Annotated in this window: 15 protein-coding genes, 1 rRNA gene and 1 other annotated feature; of the genes, 9 read left to right on the top strand and 7 right to left on the bottom strand. The window is 45.3% G+C overall.

The window, feature by feature from the left end; genetic code table 11:
• From BS19_RS05905 to rluD, 4 genes are all read right to left on the bottom strand, one after another.
• Nucleotides 1-82: ribosomal RNA gene (locus tag BS19_RS05905) — 16S ribosomal RNA — on the bottom strand; the annotation flags it as partial.
• Nucleotides 83-645: 563 nt separating this feature from the next.
• Nucleotides 646-3219, bottom strand: coding sequence for an ATP-dependent chaperone ClpB (clpB, locus tag BS19_RS05900; protein ID WP_038173966.1), 2574 nt, complete (start codon nt 3217-3219; stop codon nt 646-648).
• A 111-nt stretch (nt 3220-3330) separates the two neighbouring features.
• The gene (gene pgeF, locus BS19_RS05895) at nt 3331-4059 is read right to left on the bottom strand and encodes a peptidoglycan editing factor PgeF (RefSeq protein WP_038173963.1); all 729 of its coding nucleotides are present in this window, start codon (nt 4057-4059) and stop codon (nt 3331-3333) included.
• A gap of 2 nt (nt 4060-4061) precedes the next feature.
• Nucleotides 4062-5042: a 23S rRNA pseudouridine(1911/1915/1917) synthase RluD gene (gene rluD / locus BS19_RS05890; protein ID WP_038173962.1), complete on the bottom strand. Its 981-nt coding sequence runs from the start codon at nt 5040-5042 to the stop codon at nt 4062-4064.
• A 134-nt stretch (nt 5043-5176) separates the two neighbouring features.
• Here rluD and BS19_RS05885 point away from each other — a divergent pair, with 134 nt between their 5' ends.
• From BS19_RS05885 to yjjX, 6 genes are all read left to right on the top strand, one after another.
• Nucleotides 5177-5902, top strand: coding sequence for an outer membrane protein assembly factor BamD (locus tag BS19_RS05885; protein ID WP_038173961.1), 726 nt, complete (start codon nt 5177-5179; stop codon nt 5900-5902).
• Nucleotides 5903-6470: 568 nt separating this feature from the next.
• Nucleotides 6471-6809, top strand: a complete 339-nt coding sequence (hpf, locus tag BS19_RS05880) for a ribosome hibernation-promoting factor, HPF/YfiA family (RefSeq protein ID WP_038173959.1) — start codon at nt 6471-6473, stop codon at nt 6807-6809.
• A gap of 111 nt (nt 6810-6920) precedes the next feature.
• Nucleotides 6921-7041: a sequence feature (Phe leader region), on the top strand.
• A 13-nt stretch (nt 7042-7054) separates the two neighbouring features.
• Entirely contained in the window at nt 7055-8233 is a 1179-nt protein-coding gene (gene pheA / locus BS19_RS05875; protein WP_038173957.1) for a prephenate dehydratase, read from the top strand.
• A 155-nt stretch (nt 8234-8388) separates the two neighbouring features.
• The gene (locus BS19_RS05870; protein WP_038173956.1) at nt 8389-9429 is read left to right on the top strand and encodes a polyamine ABC transporter substrate-binding protein; all 1041 of its coding nucleotides are present in this window, start codon (nt 8389-8391) and stop codon (nt 9427-9429) included.
• Nucleotides 9413-11749, top strand: a complete 2337-nt coding sequence (locus BS19_RS05865) for a putative bifunctional diguanylate cyclase/phosphodiesterase (protein ID WP_038173955.1) — start codon at nt 9413-9415, stop codon at nt 11747-11749. The genes BS19_RS05870 and BS19_RS05865 overlap by 17 nt, the downstream gene beginning before the upstream one ends.
• Complete coding sequence (yjjX, locus tag BS19_RS05860; RefSeq protein WP_038173954.1) at nt 11715-12254, top strand: inosine/xanthosine triphosphatase; 540 nt, start codon at nt 11715-11717, stop codon at nt 12252-12254. The genes BS19_RS05865 and yjjX overlap by 35 nt, the downstream gene beginning before the upstream one ends.
• Nucleotides 12255-12275: 21 nt before the next feature.
• On the opposite strand, the gene trpR is transcribed toward yjjX, so the two are convergent.
• A complete protein-coding gene (gene trpR, locus BS19_RS05855; protein ID WP_038173953.1) occupies nt 12276-12572 on the bottom strand; it encodes a trp operon repressor in 297 nt (98 codons plus the stop codon).
• Nucleotides 12573-12586: 14 nt separating this feature from the next.
• A complete protein-coding gene (gene sltY / locus BS19_RS05850) occupies nt 12587-14542 on the bottom strand; it encodes a murein transglycosylase (protein ID WP_038173950.1) in 1956 nt (651 codons plus the stop codon).
• A gap of 264 nt (nt 14543-14806) precedes the next feature.
• Between sltY and ettA the strand changes: the two genes are divergently transcribed.
• The 3 genes from ettA to BS19_RS05835 all read left to right on the top strand — a co-directional run bounded on the left by ettA (nt 14807) and on the right by BS19_RS05835 (nt 17998).
• Nucleotides 14807-16474, top strand: a complete 1668-nt coding sequence (gene ettA, locus BS19_RS05845; protein ID WP_038173949.1) for an energy-dependent translational throttle protein EttA — start codon at nt 14807-14809, stop codon at nt 16472-16474.
• Nucleotides 16475-16638: 164 nt separating this feature from the next.
• Nucleotides 16639-17010 carry a PilZ domain-containing protein gene (locus BS19_RS05840; protein WP_038173948.1) on the top strand — a complete coding sequence of 124 codons (372 nt, stop codon included), beginning with the start codon at nt 16639-16641 and terminating at the stop codon, nt 17008-17010.
• Between the two features lie 10 nt (nt 17011-17020).
• A complete protein-coding gene (locus BS19_RS05835; RefSeq protein ID WP_038173947.1) occupies nt 17021-17998 on the top strand; it encodes a M23 family metallopeptidase in 978 nt (325 codons plus the stop codon).
• A 52-nt stretch (nt 17999-18050) separates the two neighbouring features.
• Here the strand turns inward: BS19_RS05835 and tyrA are convergent, their stop codons facing one another.
• Nucleotides 18051-19178, bottom strand: coding sequence for a bifunctional chorismate mutase/prephenate dehydrogenase (gene tyrA / locus BS19_RS05830; RefSeq protein WP_038173946.1), 1128 nt, complete (start codon nt 19176-19178; stop codon nt 18051-18053).
• Nucleotides 19179-19192 lie beyond the last annotated feature (14 nt).

Raw genomic sequence — 19192 nt, 5'->3', positions numbered from 1 at the left:
AATGTTGTCGTTTCCGCTCGACTTGCATGTGTTAGGCCTGCCGCCAGCGTTCAATCTGAGCCATGATCAAACTCTTCAATTTAAGTTTTTTCGGCTCAATGAATACTGACTTCAAAACTGCGCTTACTCGAAAGTAAACGGTAATTTTAAAGCTATTATCATTCCAACAGAATGATAATGAATTGACTGTGCCAAATAGCTACAAGTAGCTATTCGTATTGGTCACTCAGTTCATTGAACCCAATGTGTTTCCGAAGAAACGGTCATTGCCTAAGCAATAACGTATTGGATTATCATCAACGAGTGCCCACACAGATTGATAGGTCTATATTTTTAAAGAGCGTTGTTTGAGCCTTGCTCAAAACGGACGGCTATTTTATCGAGATAACATTCAGTGTCAAACACTTTTTTTGCTATTTCTTCGAAAGTTATTGCTTAACTTTCACCGTCTTGGTTGTCATTACTTTTCAGCTCGGTTTCCCGTGACAACGGAAGCGGATTATAGGCAGTTCTCGACAAAGCACAATAGTTAAAATAGAAAAAAACGTTCTTTCAAGCTCGTTTGCTCACTAAACCACCAAGCCGTCTAAAAAGAAAACAAAAGGGCTCCTCTCGGAGCCCTTAACTATGGTTTAAAGAACGCTATTATTGGTGCGCTAAGATTTGATCGTTGCTCACCACAAGTTTGACTGGTTTGTCAGGAACAATCGTACCGGAGAGAATCTCTTTCGCTAGAGGGTTCTCTACACTATTTTGAATTGCTCGTTTTAACGGCCTTGCACCATAGACAGGGTCAAAACCAACTTGAGCAATTAATTCAAGTGCTTTATCTGACACCTCAAGAATGTAGCCTTTTTCTTCCATGCGCTTAGCCAATCGCTGCAACTGAATAGAAGCAATCGACTTAATGTGGTCTTTAGCTAGCGGATGGAATACCACACTCTCATCAACTCGGTTGAGGAACTCTGGACGGAAATGTTGACTCACCACTTCCATCACTTGTTCTTTCATGCCGAGGTAGTCAACCGTACCAAAACTTTCTTGGATTCTCGCTGACCCCAAGTTCGATGTCATGATCACCACTGTATTACGAAAATCTACCGTACGACCTTGACCGTCAGTTAAACGTCCATCATCGAGCACTTGCAGTAAGATATTGAACACATCTGGATGTGCTTTTTCTATCTCATCGAGCAAGATAACTGAATAAGGTTTACGTCTCACCGCTTCGGTCAAGTAACCTCCCTCTTCATAGCCGACGTAACCCGGAGGCGCGCCAACCAATCTAGCCACTGAATGCTTCTCCATAAATTCCGACATATCAATCCGCACCATGGCGTCTTCGCTGTCGAACATGAAATGAGCCAGTGTTTTGCACAGTTCAGTTTTACCGACCCCAGTTGGCCCTAAGAACAAGAAGGAACCAATCGGTTTATTCGGATCAGATAGTCCAGCTCGGCTACGACGAATGGCATTGGACACCACTTCAACAGCTTCAGCTTGTCCAATCACTCGGTTGTGCAGCACATTTTCCATGCCAAGCAGTTTCTCTTTTTCTGCTTCAAGCATTTTCGAGACTGGTATCCCGGTCTGCTTTGATAACACTTCAGCAATTTCGTTATCAGTGACTTTATTGCGCAGCAATGTCATTTCTTGCATCTCTGCTTGTGTTGCCAAGTCCAGTTGCTTCTCGAGTTCAGGGATACGACCGTATTGCAGTTCTGACATTCGGTTCAAATCACCTGCTCGGCGAGCGAACTCCATATCCATCCTCGCCTGTTCGAGTTCAGACTTGATATGCTGAGTACCAGACAATGCTGCTTTCTCGGCATTCCACACCTCTTCAAGTTCCGCAAACTCACGCTCTTTCTCGGCTAGCTCTTGGTTAAGCGTGCTTAAACGCTTTTCACTCGCTTCATCATGTTCGTTACCTAACGCTTGTTGCTCGATTTTAAGCTGAATGATCTTACGTTCCAGCTTGTCGAGAGACTCAGGCTTCGAATCTATCTGCATGCGAATGCTCGACGCGGCTTCATCGATTAAGTCGATAGCTTTATCGGGCAATTGTCGATCCGAGACATAGCGATGAGATAAGCTCGCCGCAGCGACAATCGCCGGGTCAGTAATTTCAACGTGATGATGAAGTTCGTATCGCTCCTTCAAGCCACGTAAAATTGCCACGGTATCTTCGACTGTAGGCTCATCCACCAGCACTTTTTGGAAACGACGCTCCAATGCCGGATCTTTTTCAATGTATTGGCGGTACTCATCTAAGGTTGTAGCACCAACACAATGTAACTCACCGCGGGCTAATGCAGGTTTAAGCATGTTACCTGCGTCCATTGACCCTTCGCCTTTACCAGCGCCAACCATGGTATGAATCTCATCAATAAAGAGGATAACATTGCCCTCTTCTTTTGATAGTTCATTGAGCACCGACTTTAAGCGCTCTTCAAACTCACCACGGTATTTAGCACCCGCAATCAAGGAGCCCATATCGAGCGACAACACTCGGCGGCCACGCAAACCTTCTGGCACCTCATTGTTGATGATGCGTTGTGCTAAACCTTCTACGATCGCGGTCTTACCCACACCCGGTTCACCAATAATGACTGGGTTGTTTTTAGTCCGGCGTTGCAAAACTTGAATTGTGCGGCGAATTTCATCGTCGCGACCAATAACCGGATCCAACTTACCTTGCTCAGCCCGCTCGGTAAGATCGATAGTAAATTTCTCAAGCGCTTGACGTAACTCTTCCGCATTCGGGTCATTCACCGTTTGACCACCGCGAATTTTGTCAATCGCTCCACTTACTTTGGCTTCCGTTAACCCCAGCTCTTTAAGTAATGCACCGAGAGGCCCCTTGTCTTCTAAGGCCGCTAATAAAAACACTTCAGATGAGATGTAAGCATCTTGGCGCTTTTGAGCTACCTTATCGCATAAATTGAACAAAGTTCCCATTGAGCCAGATAGCTGTACATCCCCACCGATACCACTGACTTTAGGCAATCGGTCAAGCATTTCACTTAGCTTAGAACGTAGATGAGTAACATCGACATCCAGCATAGTTAATAGAGGGCGAACTGGACTACCATTTTGGTCCATGAGCGCCACCATTAGATGCACAGGTTCGATATATTGATGATCGCGTCCCAACGCCAACGACTGAGCGTCGGATATAGCGATTTGAAATTTACTGGTAAATCTATCAAGACGCATATCTACCTTCCTACCTCAACTGAGAAAATGAACTAATCAGTATGAAAGATGGATACGCTGAAGGGGATTTTCAAGGGAAAGATGAAGAATAAAACAATCGAAATGGAGCGACTAGTTGTCTATCCAAATAAAACTAGCTTGTCGGCCAGTGACGCCATCGCGGCGGTAAGAGTAAAAACGTTGTGAGTCTGTGTAGGTACAAAGGTTGCTGAAGTAAACCTGTTCAACTCCTGCACGGTTAAGTCTCTGTTGAACAAGTAGGTTCATGTCGGCTAACCACTTCCCTTGTTTGCTGGTCAAAGTAAAGGCTTTGTAAGCTTCAGGGTGAGCGGATACAAATGCGTCTAGCACATCTTTACCGACTTCAAATGCACTAGGTCCTATCGCAGGCCCAATCCACGCCATGACTTGCCCATCAAACTGTTCAAGTGCATTTTCAATAATACCATTGGCCAATCCACGCCAACCTGCATGCACCGCTGCCACTTGCGTGCCTTGAACATTAGTCAGCAACACAGGTAAGCAATCCGCAGTCATCACCGAACAAACCACACCTGGAATATGGGTAGAGACACCATCAGCATCAAGTACCTGAGTTGTTAGCTCAGATTGTTCAACGACCAACGTAGAATGAGTCTGATTAAGCCAAACAGGGGCCGATGGCATGTCGGACTGTCGGGTCAACCAATCACGATTCTTCTGCACTGTGCTTAAGTCATCCCCAACATGGCTACCTAGGTTAAGCCCTTGATATACACCACGAGAAAAGCCATCGCATCGTGTCGATGCAAACGCTTTGATCGTTTTAGGTGCGGGCCAGTTGGGGATAATCACCTGCATGATTAATATTCGTCTTCCAAGCCGTGCTCTTGCGTGTCTTGACGCAGCGCTTCGGCCATTTCAACCATATCGTCAGGGACTGGCGCGTGAAACTCAACCTCTTCGCCAGTTATCGGATGCTCAAATTTAAGCATCACAGCGTGCAACGCTTGACGATCAAAGCCACGAATTTTCTCTGCCAGCTCTTCGGTTGCGCCACTTGGGATGCGCGCTCGGCCACCGTACGCAGTGTCACCTAGCAGCGGGTGCTGAAGGTAAGACATATGAACACGAATCTGGTGCGTACGCCCCGTTTCTAGACGTAAACGAATACGCGTATGTTCACGGAAATGTTCTGCCACACGGTAGTGGGTAATCGCAGGTTTACCCATTGGGCTGACTGCCATTAGAGTGCGTTTTGTCGAGTGTCGACCAATAGGCTGCTCAATGCGACCACCCGCCGTCATCCGACCGATTGCGATCGCTTCATACTCACGAATAAAGTTACGCTTCTTCTGAAGAGCACGTACTAAACGCGTTTGAGCAGGTACTGTTTTCGCAACAACCATCAAGCCAGTTGTATCTTTATCCAAACGATGCACAATACCAGCACGTGGCACTTCGGCAATGTTTGGGTAATGGTATAGTAATGCATTGAGCACAGTGCCATCTGGCGTGCCGGCACCAGGGTGAACAACAAAACCACGCGGTTTATTGATCACCATAATGTCGTCATCTTCAAACACTATGTTTAATGGAATATCTTGCGCTTCCCAACGCTCTTCATCTTCAAGCTCTGCTTGCAGAATAATTTCCTCACCACCCATAACTCTGGTGCGAGGCTTGGTAACCACTTCGCCGTTTACTCGAACCTTCCCTTCCACTAGCCACTCTTTGAGTCGCGAACGTGAAAAATCGGCAAATAATTCGGCAATAGCCTGGTCTAGGCGCTGGCCTAATTGGCTATCTTTTACTGTATTTGTTAATTCAATCTGCTGAGCCATATCGAACTTTTTTAAAAACCGTGAGACTAATTGTCTCTACTGTGGAAAAATATAATATCGAGCATTGTATCCGTTACTGGATAGAAAGTAACGAGAGCAACAGAAATATTTATCTCAAGGAATCGAACCCTGACATGAAAAAGCACACTTTATCTAGCTTGTTGGCACTATCTGTACTGGTTGGCTGCTCAAGCAGCGAAGAGATTGTTCCAGACGTGCCACCATCTGAGCTTTACTCAGAAGCACAGATTTCGCTTCAAAGTGGTAATTGGCTGACAGCGATCGAGAGATTAGAAGCGCTGGACTCTCGTTATCCATTTGGCGCCTATTCAGAGCAAGTACAACTGGATTTAATCTACGCATACTACAAAAACGACGACTTGGCGCTCGGGCTTGCAACCATTGAACGCTTTACACGCTTGAACCCAACCCACGAAAAGCTCGACTGGGTTCTGTATATGCGCGGGCTCACTCATATGGCACAAGATCGCAACTTTATGCACGATTTATTTAATGTAGATCGTAGTGATCGCGATCCCGAGCCGGTCAAAAGCGCCTTTAGTGACTTTAAAAAGTTGCTAGAACGCTACCCGGCGAGTCCATACGCCCAAGATGCACAAAAACGTATGTTCGCTTTGAAGAATCGTTTAGCTGAATATGACTTAGCTACTGCAGATTTTTATCTGCGTCGCGAAGCTTGGATTGCGGCAATTAAGCGTACTCAAGAGTTGCAAAAAACCTATCCGGATACTGAAGCCGCGCGTAAATCGCTCGAGATTCAACTCCAAGCTTACCAGCAGCTAGGTTTAGAAGATGCCGTAAAACGAACTCAAGAACTGATCGAACTCAACCCTAAGTAACTCATTGTTAAAAGTAAAAAAACGCCTTTTTCTAGAGGCGTTTTTATATCTTAACGTTTGATAAAACAACTATTTTGCCACGTCATTTAAAACAAATAGGATAAAGCGATGTATGATGCGGAGCATTTTGCAGCGCACATGTCTTGAATCTTTATCGGTACGTTCGATTATCTATCAAACCATTTATATATTCGACAAAGTAAGGGACGGGTAAACTCTCGTTCTAGTAGTGATCGAACGGCAATAAGTGGTAGGAAAATAAAATAGTGCCGATTGAGGTATTCCATTCACATTTTATTGCAGCTTAAAAGCTAAGCAATTGTTTTGTTAGGTCGTAACTAGGCTCTAAAAAACGATTGAATTTTAGTGTGTTACCTCTACCAATCTAATCTGTTTTCAGCATGATACAAGCTTTTTCGTGACTCATTTCACTGACTCTTTGAGTTGGATCACGTTTGAATTTAACTCTCAAACACACCCACAAAATAGTGATTTAGATCACATTATTTTAGCCATGGATAAGTAATCTGAACGTAACCCATGAGGGAGAAAACAGAGGAAATTATCTATGAAAGTAAATATCACAGGCAAAAACATCGACATCACCTCTGCAATTCGCACTCATATAGAGAGCAAGTTTCAAAAACTAGAAAAGTGGCAAGTGGACATTATCGGTTGTCAGGCAAGCTTCAGCGAGGAGCCAAACAAACAGAAGAAATTTGAAGCTGTGATTACTGTGCCAAAAGGACAACTGGTTGCATCTGCGACTCACGAAGATTTATACGCTGCCGTCAACGAGGTAGAACAGAAACTAGAACGTCAGCTAAACAAATTGCGTCATAAGCCTGAATCACGTCGTACTGACAAGCCAGAGCTTGAAGATGAACTGCAAGATGAAGTTGAGTAGTCAATAAGTACTCAGAGTAAAAATAGCGCTGCAAGGCGCTATTTTTTTGCTTGACGCCCCATAGTGGGTTGCTTATTGTGTTTAAGGATTGATAACTAAGTAGATAACTATGCGCACACCTGTCCTGTTCTTTTTCGACTTATTTTTTCTCCACTAAACCGGAGAGGCGCTCTCGTTTTCGAAAGATAAGTCAAAAACGAACAGAAAGCCTCCCTCGGGAGGCTTTTTTTATGAGGAATATTAGGATGACTGACCAAAAATACTCACTTGAACAAATTCGACTTCGGCTAAACGAGCTTGATGACCAATTACTCCAGCTTTTGTCTGAACGTCGTCAAATGAGTATTGAAGTGGCGAAAAGTAAGGTAAAAACCTCTAAGCCAGTACGTGATGCCACGCGTGAGCAGCAACTGTTGGTTAAACTTATCAATAATGGCCACGATAAATACAATTTAGACGCTCAGTACATCACCAAATTATTCCATACCATTATTGAAGACTCTGTTTTACTGCAGCAATCATATTTGCAAAACCTTGCCAACCCAGAACTGAGTCGCAAACCTTTAGCTCGAGTTGCTTTCCTCGGCTCAAAAGGCTCCTACTCACACCTTGCGAGTAGAGAATACTTCAGCCGTAAAAACACTGAGCTGATTGAACTTAACTGCGAACATTTTAAGCAAGTCACCAATACCGTTGAATCTGGCCATGCTGACTATGGTGTATTACCGATTGAAAACACCAGTTCAGGTTCAATCAACGAAGTCTACGATCTACTGCAACACACAACGCTCTATATCGTTGGTGAGTTAACGTTACCAATTGAACACTGCTTAGTCGCCACATCAGAAATTCGTCTCGAGGCGCTCAAAACACTCTATTCTCACCCTCAGCCGCACGCTCAGTGCAGTGAGTTTTTGAGTAAGCTTGATGGGGTTAAGCTTGAATCCTGTCCGAGTACCGCCGATGCCATGCTCAAAGTGAAGCAGATGAATCGAGACGATGTCGCAGCCATTGGTAATGCTTCAAGCGGTAAGTTGTATGGATTGCAGCCAATACAAAGCAACATTGCTAACCAAACCGAAAACCACACACGTTTTATTGTGGTCGCACGTAAACCGGTTGAAGTGTCCGCCCAGATCCCTGCAAAAACAACCTTAATCATGTCGACTTCCCAACAGGCAGGTTCACTGGTGGAAACCTTGCTCGTGTTGCAACGCTACGATATCAACATGACCAAATTGGAATCTCGCCCTATTATGGGCAACCCTTGGGAAGAGATGTTCTACGTTGATTTGGAATCTCACCTCGACTCGCAACAGATGCAACAAGCCCTTGCTGAGTTAACCAAGATCACCAAACACCTGAAAGTACTTGGTTGTTACCCGAGTGAAAATGTGAAGCCGACCCAAGTTAAGTTACAGTAATTAAGTTAACTGGCTCAAATAACCGTCACTAACTAGCTGACACTATTAACTAATATCCATACTATTAAAAACAATAAGTTGCATATTAGTTTCGGTGTCAGCTCACTCATACTCTGATACGCATTCTACTTCCGATAAGGTATTTGTTAGTCAGTATGAGAGCTTTATTCCTATTTCTTTTGTTTCTCATTCCTAGTGCTGTCCACGCAGACCATCCATCACTTAATGTCTTCATGTGGGAAGATACCCTAGCTCCTGTTGTTCTCCAACAATGGCAATCAGAGGCTGGAAGTTCATTGTCTCTCTCCCATTTCGACAATGACGACGAACGTAGCTTATTGATGATGAACAACCCTCAACTGCCCTTCGATGTCGTGGTATTAGACAATGTTTCAGCGCAAATATATGGCCGTTTAGGCGCATTCGAGGATCTTTCCACGCTGAAAGGACGAGAGCACAATGCTCCCATGTGGAATCAAGCCTGTGGTGACTATGCAGTGCCCTATTTTTGGGGTTCAGTCGGCATCGCTTATCGCAAGTCGGCTATCGATACACCCCCCACCTCATGGCAAGAATTTCTGGATCTTTCCTCTTCAATGAGCGGCCGAATCGGGATGATCAACGACAGTACTGAAACATTTTTACCCGTGTTGTACAGCTTAGGTTTATCGCCCATAACGGATGACCCCAAGCAACTCAAGCATGCCTACCCTAGCCTGATTGAGTTTAACCAGCATGTTCTTAGCTATGATTATGTTTTGAGTTACGTCCGCAGCCAGTCTGATGCATCACAAATGGATATGGCGCTCGCTTACAGCGGCGATCAATATTCACTCAACCGCTTCTACCAGCAAGACCAGTGGGATTTTGTCATTCCTGACGGAGAACTGTTTGTGTGGGTCGACTGTTTAGCCATCAGTCACTATTCACAGCATAAGCCACGGGCAAAAGCATTTCTGGAATTTCTTATGCGCCCGCAAGTTGCTGCAATCAATGCAAAAAATATCAAAGCTGCAACACCTAACTTAAGTGCTATGAAACTATTGCCCGATTGGTATGTGAATGATGCATCATTATTCCCTGAGCCTGAGCGCATAAAAAAAGCTCGTATAGATAGCGAACTCTCGGCAGATAACATCGCCCTGCGAGCGAAAATAATTAATCAACTACTGAAACGTCATGAAGCTAAACACTAGGGTTTTATTACTGGTCGCGCCCGTTGTTTTGCTCAGCGCCATCCTATCTAGCTACAGTATTTATATCAGTCAGAAGGAAGCATTGATCAAGCGCGAGCAAAGTTACCTCCAACTTTCGATGGAAAAGCTGGCGGGTCACTTTCGCCAGTCTGTTGCATTGATTAACAGCTATTCGTTAACCTTGACCAAAAGCGATATCATTCGCCACTACTTTCATCAGCTAGACAACCCATATAGGGAAATGAAGCTGATTGAGGCCTTACAGACCACTATTCGTAGCCTACAGCCCAATCAAAGAGATGACATTAGTATTGCCATTGTCGATGGTGAGCAACACGTTCGCTTCTACTCTGATAATCAAAGCGATCCTTTTTCGACGTTAGACCAAAATGTACTCAACTACATTCAAACCACCTATCAGACAACAGGCGCGACTTCTCATACCGGGTATACCAAAAGCTATCAGGGGCAGAGTATTCTGATTCGCTACGATGTATTAGATAACCATACCTTAGCCTCACCGCTTAGCTACAATCGCGACCAAGTATTCTTTGTTGTGGTTTCACTGTCACTCGAGCAATTCGATCAGATCAAACGTATTCTTGAGTTCGATAATGACAGCAGCATTTTCTTTTCCAAACAGCCAATAATGACCTCCGGACTCGCTCAGTCGGTTGAGCTTCAGCCTGATTTACATGCCGTGCTCGATCCCGCACAATACTTGATCACGCAAAAACTATCGCAAATAGAGCTGCACCTTCTGCTCGCGTTTGGACTCTCATCGTTGGCTACGGTTTTAATTCTTCTTTTCTTGCTTCGCCGTCATGTCATCAAACCGATCACTCAGCTCGATGGGCAACTGCGCGAAGTTGAATTACGTCAGCGCTCTAATATTGAGCGTCTCGGCAGCAATAATGAAATAGGCCGTCTTTCCGCTCGCTTTTATGATATGTACCAAGAGCTTGACTCTAGCTATCAAAAAACCAAGGCGATGGCAGAAAACGATCATTTGACACAACTTCCCAACCGCTATCAGTTCCAGACCTTTGTTGAACGTAAGCTGACTCAAACCCCTTACGCTTGGATACTCTATATTGATTTGGACAACTTCAAGTACGTTAACGATAAGTACGGCCATCAAATTGGCGATGCTTTACTGGTAAATTTTGCTCGCCATATCACAGCAATTACTCAAAAAATGGCACACACACATTCCATTCAATGCCTCGCGTCACGCCTATCAGGCGATGAGTTTGCCATTTTTGTTGCCGCACAACACAGTAAAACTTATGCCGATGAATTGGCGGATTTAGTCTTGGCGCCAATTCAAAACCATACCGCTGAAGTGATTGGTAATTTTCCTATCACTGCCAGCATCGGTATTGCGACTTACCCATTAGATGGTAGAGATTTAACCAAACTATTATCACGTGCCGATACTGCAATGTATCAAGCTAAGCGAGCTGGAAAAAATCAGGTTGCCCATTACTCAAGTGAGTTAGATGCGATCGTATTCCGCCGCACGCAAATTGAACGTGCACTACGTAGCCATGATCTGACCAATCAGTTCACTTTACTTTATCAACCTTATTTTGACGCAAGCGGTCTGCAAGTGGTTGGCGTTGAGGCACTACTTCGTTGGAACTCACCGGATCTTGGCAAAGTCACTCCCTGTGAGTTCATACCCATTTCTGAACAAATTGGCCTGTTTGGTACCATTGATCGTTGGGTAATCGAACAAGCCTTTAAAGATTTCGCCGCTGTTCAACGTAATTTTACCACCCCGATTCAGATCTCAATCAATTTGTCTTCGGCCGAGCTTGACTCTGTACAGCTCGCACGTGATATTCACCAACTGATGACCCAGTACCCGATTAACCCTGAATGGATTGATTTCGAAATCACCGAAACTTTCGCTTCTGACTCGCAAAGTCATCCACTGCTCTATGAGCTATCTAAGATGGGCTTTAATTTAACGATTGATGATTTTGGTTCTGGCTACACCTCAATTACTCAATTGTTTGAATACCCAGTGCAAAAAATCAAATTTGATCGCCAGTTCTTGGAAACCTTACTGCGAACCGGACACCATCAAGTGGTAAAACCTTTGGTTGATTTGTGTCATTCACAATCGATGTTAGTGACCGCAGAAGGCATCGAATCGGAAGAGATGCAGCACTGGCTAGCCTCAAACCAATGTGACTACCTGCAAGGGTTCTATCTTTCACCGCCGCTGACGTTAACTGAGTTACAATCAAACATCAGTCAGACAAAAGGAAATCGAAATGTCCATGAAGAAGGTTATTGTCGCTTCGCTTAATCCCGCCAAAATACGCGCAGTACAAAGTGCATTTTCTGCGAGTTTTGCCCAGCAATCGTTTGAATTTATTGGCGTGGATGTCGCCAGTGACGTTGCGGATCAGCCTATGGGTAATGAGGAAACTCACTTAGGGGCACTCAATCGGGTTAAAAATGCTAAGGCATTAGAGCCAAACGGCGACTTTTATGTTGGCCTAGAGGCGGGCATTGAAGGTCATATCACCTTTGCTTGGATGGTCATCGAGTCGCACACACATCGGGGTGAATCTCGTTCGGCAAGTCTGATGTTGCCACCAGTGGTGTTAGAAAAGCTCGAGTACGCCAATGAACTCGGCGATGTGATGGACCAAGTGTTTGCTACTGAGAATATTAAACAAAAAGGCGGTGCGATCGGTTTGCTTACTCATAACTTACTTACGCGCAGCTCGGTTTACCACCAAGCCCTTATTTTAGCCTTGATTCCTTTCCTCAATCCCGACCACTTTCCAGCCAACCTATCGAAATAAAAAATAGCATGCTCAAGCCGCCTATTTTTTATCCAGTAGTTGAGCAATTTGCTGCTTATCACTGTCGCTTTTTGATTTGAGTTCGTTAGAGCCGCGCGTAATGGTTGCAATCCCGACCCCGAGCATCTGACTGATTTGGCGCTGCGACAAGTCGCCCTTGAGTAGCTCGCGAAAAATATTCACGCGCGCCACCAGAGCATCGCGCTCATCTGGGGTTAATAACATCGTCAACAACATCTCATGCTGCTCTGACTCAGTGCTATGTTTTATCAGATCGAGGATCTGCTGCCACTCTTGATACTCAGGTTGTAAAGACATCTACACATTGCTCGTTAATATTTAGTCTTCAGCTCATGCTGATTCAAAAACGCTCCATCGACGCCTAATACCTCTCGATAGTAGGTTTCAAACATCAAGATATTCTGCACATAACCGCGAGTCTCTTTAAACGGAATCGACTCAATAAATGCATAAGCGTCTAATTTACCTTGGGTTCTTTCTCGCCAAGTTTTTACTCGATTTGGCCCTGCATTATACGCAGCTAAGGCAAAAATTCGATTGTTATCATATTGCTCAAGTAAACCATTGAGGTAATGACTACCGATCTCAATATTTTTTCCTACTTCATATAAGTCATCACTACTTTGATAACTGAGTTTGTATTTACGCGCGGTATATTTGGCGGTTGAGGGCATAATTTGCATAATGCCTCGCGCACCAACGGGTGAGCGGGCCTCAATATCTAGCGCACTTTCTTGACGCGCCAGTGACATCAAGGTGATCGGATCAATGCTGTGTTTATCGGCAAAAAAGTTAAACCACCAGCGATGGGCAACTGGGAAGCGAATTTGCAGGTTATCCCACATCCGAGCTTGGATACTGGCGGTCACCGTCAGGTTATGCCACCCCATAAAGGAAGCATAAGCTGCCAACATCTCTTTTTGGTTACCACTGGCGCGCCCAAGTAACCAGCGCCACTCACTTTTCGCGGCAGCAATTTTATCCCGGTCGACCAACTCTTCAATCCGAACTAATTCTTGGTGAAATGACTGTATCTTCGATTTATCTAAACGGATCTCAGTGGTCGGATATTGAATCGATCGCTTGAGCTCTTTTGCCGCGGCAACACTGTAAAAATTGCGTTGACCGATGATGGCTTCAAGACGTTGCTGGCCAGTAACGCTTTGGCCTAGCTCCATTTCACTGCGGCCAAGCCAATACTGCCAGCGTAACTCCTGCTGGTTACTTGGCGGTAATTTAGCTATCCAATCGACGACTTGCTGCCAATCGGCAGATTGAATCGCTAAGCGTACCCGACGCTCAAGCAATGCCGTACTCGCGGTATTGGCTATCTGTTTGTCACGCCAGCGTGCTAATGATTCCGACTCAGTATTGATCAAACGGAAAGAGAGATAATCAGCCAAATTCTGTCTTTGCGACGCCGAAAACTGCTGCGCTTTGACGACGGGTTCCAGTATCTGCTGCGCTTGCTCGACATCTTTACGTGCCAGCTTTTGTAATGCTAACTCGACTTGTTTTTGATTAAACGCGCTCACCGAGTGCTGCTTAGCAAAGGTAGCAACGGCGCCGGGGTTTGCAAACAGTTGCCGCATTTCGCTCGCTTGACGCTTCGCTTGCTCTGTACTGAGCTGCTTTTGCAAATATCGCATCAAGCTGTCGTTACGCGCTTCAAATGCCAAAAGCATGCGATCCAAGACCAGTTGTTCGGTTTTTAATCCTGCCTCATCCCAAGCTGAAAACAGTGGCTCACACGCATCAGCAATACTATGACCAGACAACCACAATTGCTCAGCGCCACGATACGCTAACGCTTTATCACCACGCTGTGAGTGCGCATAATAATAGTGACACTGGTAAGTTTCGCCACGCGGTTCAGTGGTTTGAAATTCTAGTAGCCGTGTCCAATCTTTTTGCTTTGCTAACTCGTCAATGTAAGGGGCACGAATCCGCCCCGAAAAAGGAAAACTGGTATGCTGATCAATAAACTGTTCGACCTGTTGTGGCGTTCGCTCACCGATGTCGACCAAAAAGCTCCGGTAATCGACATAAGGCGTTAACGGGTAATCGGCGATTTCTGACCTTAACGTTTGATACTTTTCGACCTGTTTATCATCCAAAAGCTGTTGTGCTTGGTCGTACAAGTCTCGTTGTTGTTGTATGTCAGCCGCCACGCTCATCGTGGCAAAACTGGCGCTGCAAACCATCGAAGATATAACAAGTAACGATGAAGGAATGCGATGCAGCGACTTGATAGAAGTCAACGTCATATAAGTCTCATCCTGAGATTAGCAATCTTTAATTTAGATTTCCCTATTAATGATCATTGTAAACAGCCGTGTAAAGCAGACAGATGTAAATAATAATAAATTCACATAACTGTGACATCTCGCTAGCTACCACCGCACCTTTGCTCATTTATTCATCATTAACACACACGACAAATGACAGAGTGTGTTTCTCTAGTAACAAACTATGCTCAGTTAGTATAAAATAGCTTGCTACGTGAATTGACAATTTAGGAACGATCGGCGATGGCTGAATACGTATATACCATGTCGCGAGTGAGCAAAATTGTGCCACCAAAGCGACAAATCCTTAAAGACATCTCTCTAAGCTTCTTCCCTGGCGCTAAAATCGGCGTTTTGGGTCTCAACGGTTCAGGTAAATCGACCTTGCTACGCATTATGGCAGGTATTGATACTGACATCGATGGTGAAGCACGTCCACAGCCTGGCCTTAAGGTTGGTTACCTGCCTCAGGAACCAGTGCTTGATGAGTCAAAAACCGTTCGTGAAATCGTTGAAGAAGCGGTATCGGATGTGGCTGGCGCCATGAAACGTCTGGATGAAGTATACGCAGCATACGCAGAACCTGATGCAGATTTCGATGCACTGGCCAAAGAGCAAGGTGAACTCGAAGCCCTGATCCAAGCCAAAGATGGCCACAATCTGGATAACGCTCTAGAGCGTGCCGCCGACGCACTTCGCCTGCCTGAGTGGGATGCCAAGATTGAACATTTATCAGGCGGTGAACGCCGCCGTGTGGCTATCTGTCGTCTTCTGCTTGAACAGCCGGACATGCTACTTCTCGACGAACCAACCAACCACTTGGATGCGGAATCAGTCGCTTGGCTAGAACGCTTCTTGGTTGACTACGCGGGGACAGTGGTTGCGATTACTCACGACCGTTACTTCCTCGACAACGCTGCTGGTTGGATTCTTGAACTTGACCGTGGTGAAGGTATTCCATGGCAAGGAAACTATACTTCTTGGCTTGAGCAAAAAGACGCGCGTCTACAACAAGAATCGTCACAAGAGAAAGCTCGTCAGAAAACCATCGAGAAAGAACTTGAGTGGGTACGTCAAAACCCGAAAGGTCGTCAGGCGAAATCGAAAGCGCGTATGGCACGTTTTGAAGAGCTACAAAGTGGCGATCACCAGAAACGTAATGAAACCAATGAACTGTTCATCCCACCTGGTGAACGTCTTGGTGACAAGGTTATTGAAGTTAACAATCTAACCAAATCATTCGATGGTCGTGTTTTGATTGATAACCTATCGTTCAGCATGCCTAAAGGGGCGATCGTCGGTATCATCGGTGCCAACGGCGCGGGTAAATCAACCCTGTTTAAGATACTAAGCGGTGCCGAGCAACCTGACTCTGGCACGATTGAGATGGGTGAAACGGTTAAACTGGCTTCAGTTGATCAGTTCCGCGACTCTATGGATGACAGTAAAACCGTCTTCAAAGAGATTTCTGAAGGGGCGGATATTATCAAGATCAACAACTTTGAGATCCCTGCTCGCGCTTACTGTTCACGCTTTAACTTTAAGGGTTCAGATCAACAGAAGATCATCGGTGAACTATCTGGTGGTGAACGTAACCGTGTCCACCTTGCTAAGCTACTAAAGGCTGGCGGCAACGTTCTATTGCTCGATGAGCCAACCAACGATCTCGACGTCGAAACGTTACGTGCTCTTGAAGAAGCACTACTCGAGTTTCCTGGCTGTGCCATGGTTATCTCGCACGACCGTTGGTTCCTCGATCGCATCGCGACCCACATCATCGATTACCGCGATGAAGGTCAAGTCAACTTCTACGAAGGCAACTATACTGAGTATATGGATTGGTTGAAGAAAACCCTTGGTCCTGAAGCTGCTGAGCCGCATCGCATCAAATACAAGCGTATCACTAAGTAATATTGCTTGAAATTTGTTCAAAGGCCGCTACCATTAGCGGCCTTTATTATCGAGCTCACACTGCGAATAAGTTTTGCTAGTGGCAAGCGAAGAATGCGAACAACCGCGCATAGTGGCCGCTTTGGTTTTGTTACTCTTATGAGTTGGAATTAAGAGAGAAAGTTATGATCGAACGTCGTCGTTTTTCGCGTATTGTTTATCAAGCAAAAGCAGTACTGACTCAAGACTCAACAGAGGTCAACGCCTTAATCTGTGACCTGTCGCTGCACGGTGTGTTAGCAACCAGTGAGCAATTTGGCCTATTGGACACCGATAAACAAGTCAATGTTACCTTCTCGCTCCCAGACAGTGATATTACCCTCCAACTTGTAGCCAATGTTGTTGGTCTACATAACAATGTGATACGTCTAAGTATTGATCATATTGATATTGAGAGTATTGGTCACCTGAAGCGATTAGTTGAATTGAATGTCGGTGATGATGATCTGTTACACCGAGACATCGAACACTTATCTGACCTTGGTGAGTACACCTAACTAATATTCTATGTCGAACAAAATTACTATTTCTATCCCTGACAAATCAGGGAGACAGACCTTCCACGTATCGAGAAAAGCGCTCATTGTCGCCCTCAGTTTGTTCAGCGTCAGTATCACGTCTGGCGTTGGCTACTTTGGTTATCATTGGCAAAATAAACTTCAAGCACTTGAAGTGCAAAAAGAACAACTAGAGCAACTCTACGCCGAGCAAATTGATACCGCTCATACACTGTCACAAGAACTCGAGCACAAACGCAACCAGATCACCATGCTAGGTAAGCGCGTGTATGATGTTGAATCGGTACTGGGCCTTGCGGACGAAAGTTTGCCTGAAGATTACAGTCTTGAAGATCGCCTAGATGCTGCCGCCGTCGACTCTGCTGTGCGCGCCACCATGTTTCGTATGATACCCAATGATACTCCGCTCAATTACCAGCGTATCTCCTCTTCTTATGGCAGAAGAACAAACCCGATTACTGGTAAGCGTCATACCCATACGGGGATTGATTTGACCTGTAAGCGTGGCGAACAGATTTATGCCCCTGCGGACGGTGTCGTAGAGACAGTGCGCCCGAGTTCAAAAGGGTTTGGCAACTTCCTTACCGTGCGACATTCATTTGGTTTTATGAGCTCTTACGCTCATTTAGCAAAGTTTAAAGTACGCAGTGGTCAATTTGTCAGTAAAGGTGATTTGATCGCCACTTGTGGTAACTCAGGTAACTCGACTGGGCCGCATCTTCATTACGAAATCCGTTTTTTAGGCCGAGCTCTCAATCCGCAATACACCATGGATTGGACACCAGAAAACTTCCACTACCTATTTGAGAAAGAAAAAAAGGTCAAGTGGGCACCTTTGGTAAAATTGATTGATGAGACCGTCAGGTTACAAGTGAACCTTACCAATCACCCATTCCAAGATCATTCCGTCAACACGGTAAAAAATGAAAGTGAATCGCAGCAAAGCGATAACATCACGGTGCAATAACAAAAAAGAGCGACCTGAGGTCGCTCTTTTTATAACACAACAGCCGGCTCACCTAGCCACGATGAATCGAATCATTGGCCTGTTTAAGTAGCTTCTGACTTTCGTCGAGGAACTGCTGCGAATAATCGCCAAACCAGTCACTCACTTTGTCAAAGCTGGCAACAAACGCTTGCTTATCTTTGCTATCGAGTATTGCTAGCGCCTCACCAAAACAGCGATGAAAACGCTTAATCATATCAATATTCTCTTGCGACGAGAGGATGATATCACCGTATAAATTAGGGTCTTGTGCAAACAAACGCCCAACCATCGCAAGCTCTAGGCGATAAATTGGCGAGCTCAGTTGTAACAGCTTATCAATGTTAGGATTTTCACGGCTCAAATGAAGACCGTACGCGAAAGAAGTGAAGTGACGTAACGCCTGAATCAAGGTCATACCATGATCATGTTCAGCCGCATCGATCTGACATAAACTCGCGCCCCAAATCGAAAACTGCTTCAATAGCCATTGGTATTGCTCTTCTCCGCGCCCATCGCAGTAAACAATCACCTGTTTAGCCAGACTTGGCACATCTGGGCCAAACATCGGGTGTAAGCCAACAACCGGCCCCGAGTGAATGTTCATCATCGTCGCCAGCGGTTTAGACTTTACTGACGTGAGATCACACAAAATACAATCTGGTGGCAAATTGCCAAGCTTTGCGATCACCGCTTCCGTCAAATGAATCGGTACCGTCACTACCACCATACCGGCATTGGCCAGTAATTGGTCTGCGCGATGCCAATCTTGGCTACCAAGGATATTAACCTCGTATCCTGACAGGGTGAACATGCGACCAAACAAGCCACCTAGCTGACCATTACCCCCGACGATAACCACCGAACGCAATTCGGGATTAAGGCACTTAAAGCCGGAATCTTTTTCACTCGCGTAAGACTCACGCATAGTTCGACGCAGAATGTCTTCAATCAGTTGCGGAGGCACGCCAATTTTTTCCGCCTCATGGCGACGAGAAGCAAGCATTGCGGCTTCGCGATCGGGGGCGTAAATTGGCAAACCATGCTCACTTTTCACCTCACCAACTTGTTCAACTAATGCCAATCTTTGGGCTAACAAACTCAACATCTGTTTGTCTACTGCGTCAATCTGATCACGCAAATGGTTTAATTCTACGGCCATTGATATTCCTTGTA

The organism is Vibrio pacinii DSM 19139, from assembly GCF_000711795.1.
Taxonomy (GTDB): domain Bacteria; phylum Pseudomonadota; class Gammaproteobacteria; order Enterobacterales; family Vibrionaceae; genus Vibrio; species Vibrio pacinii.
This window is presented reverse-complemented; position numbering and strand designations above follow the sequence as displayed.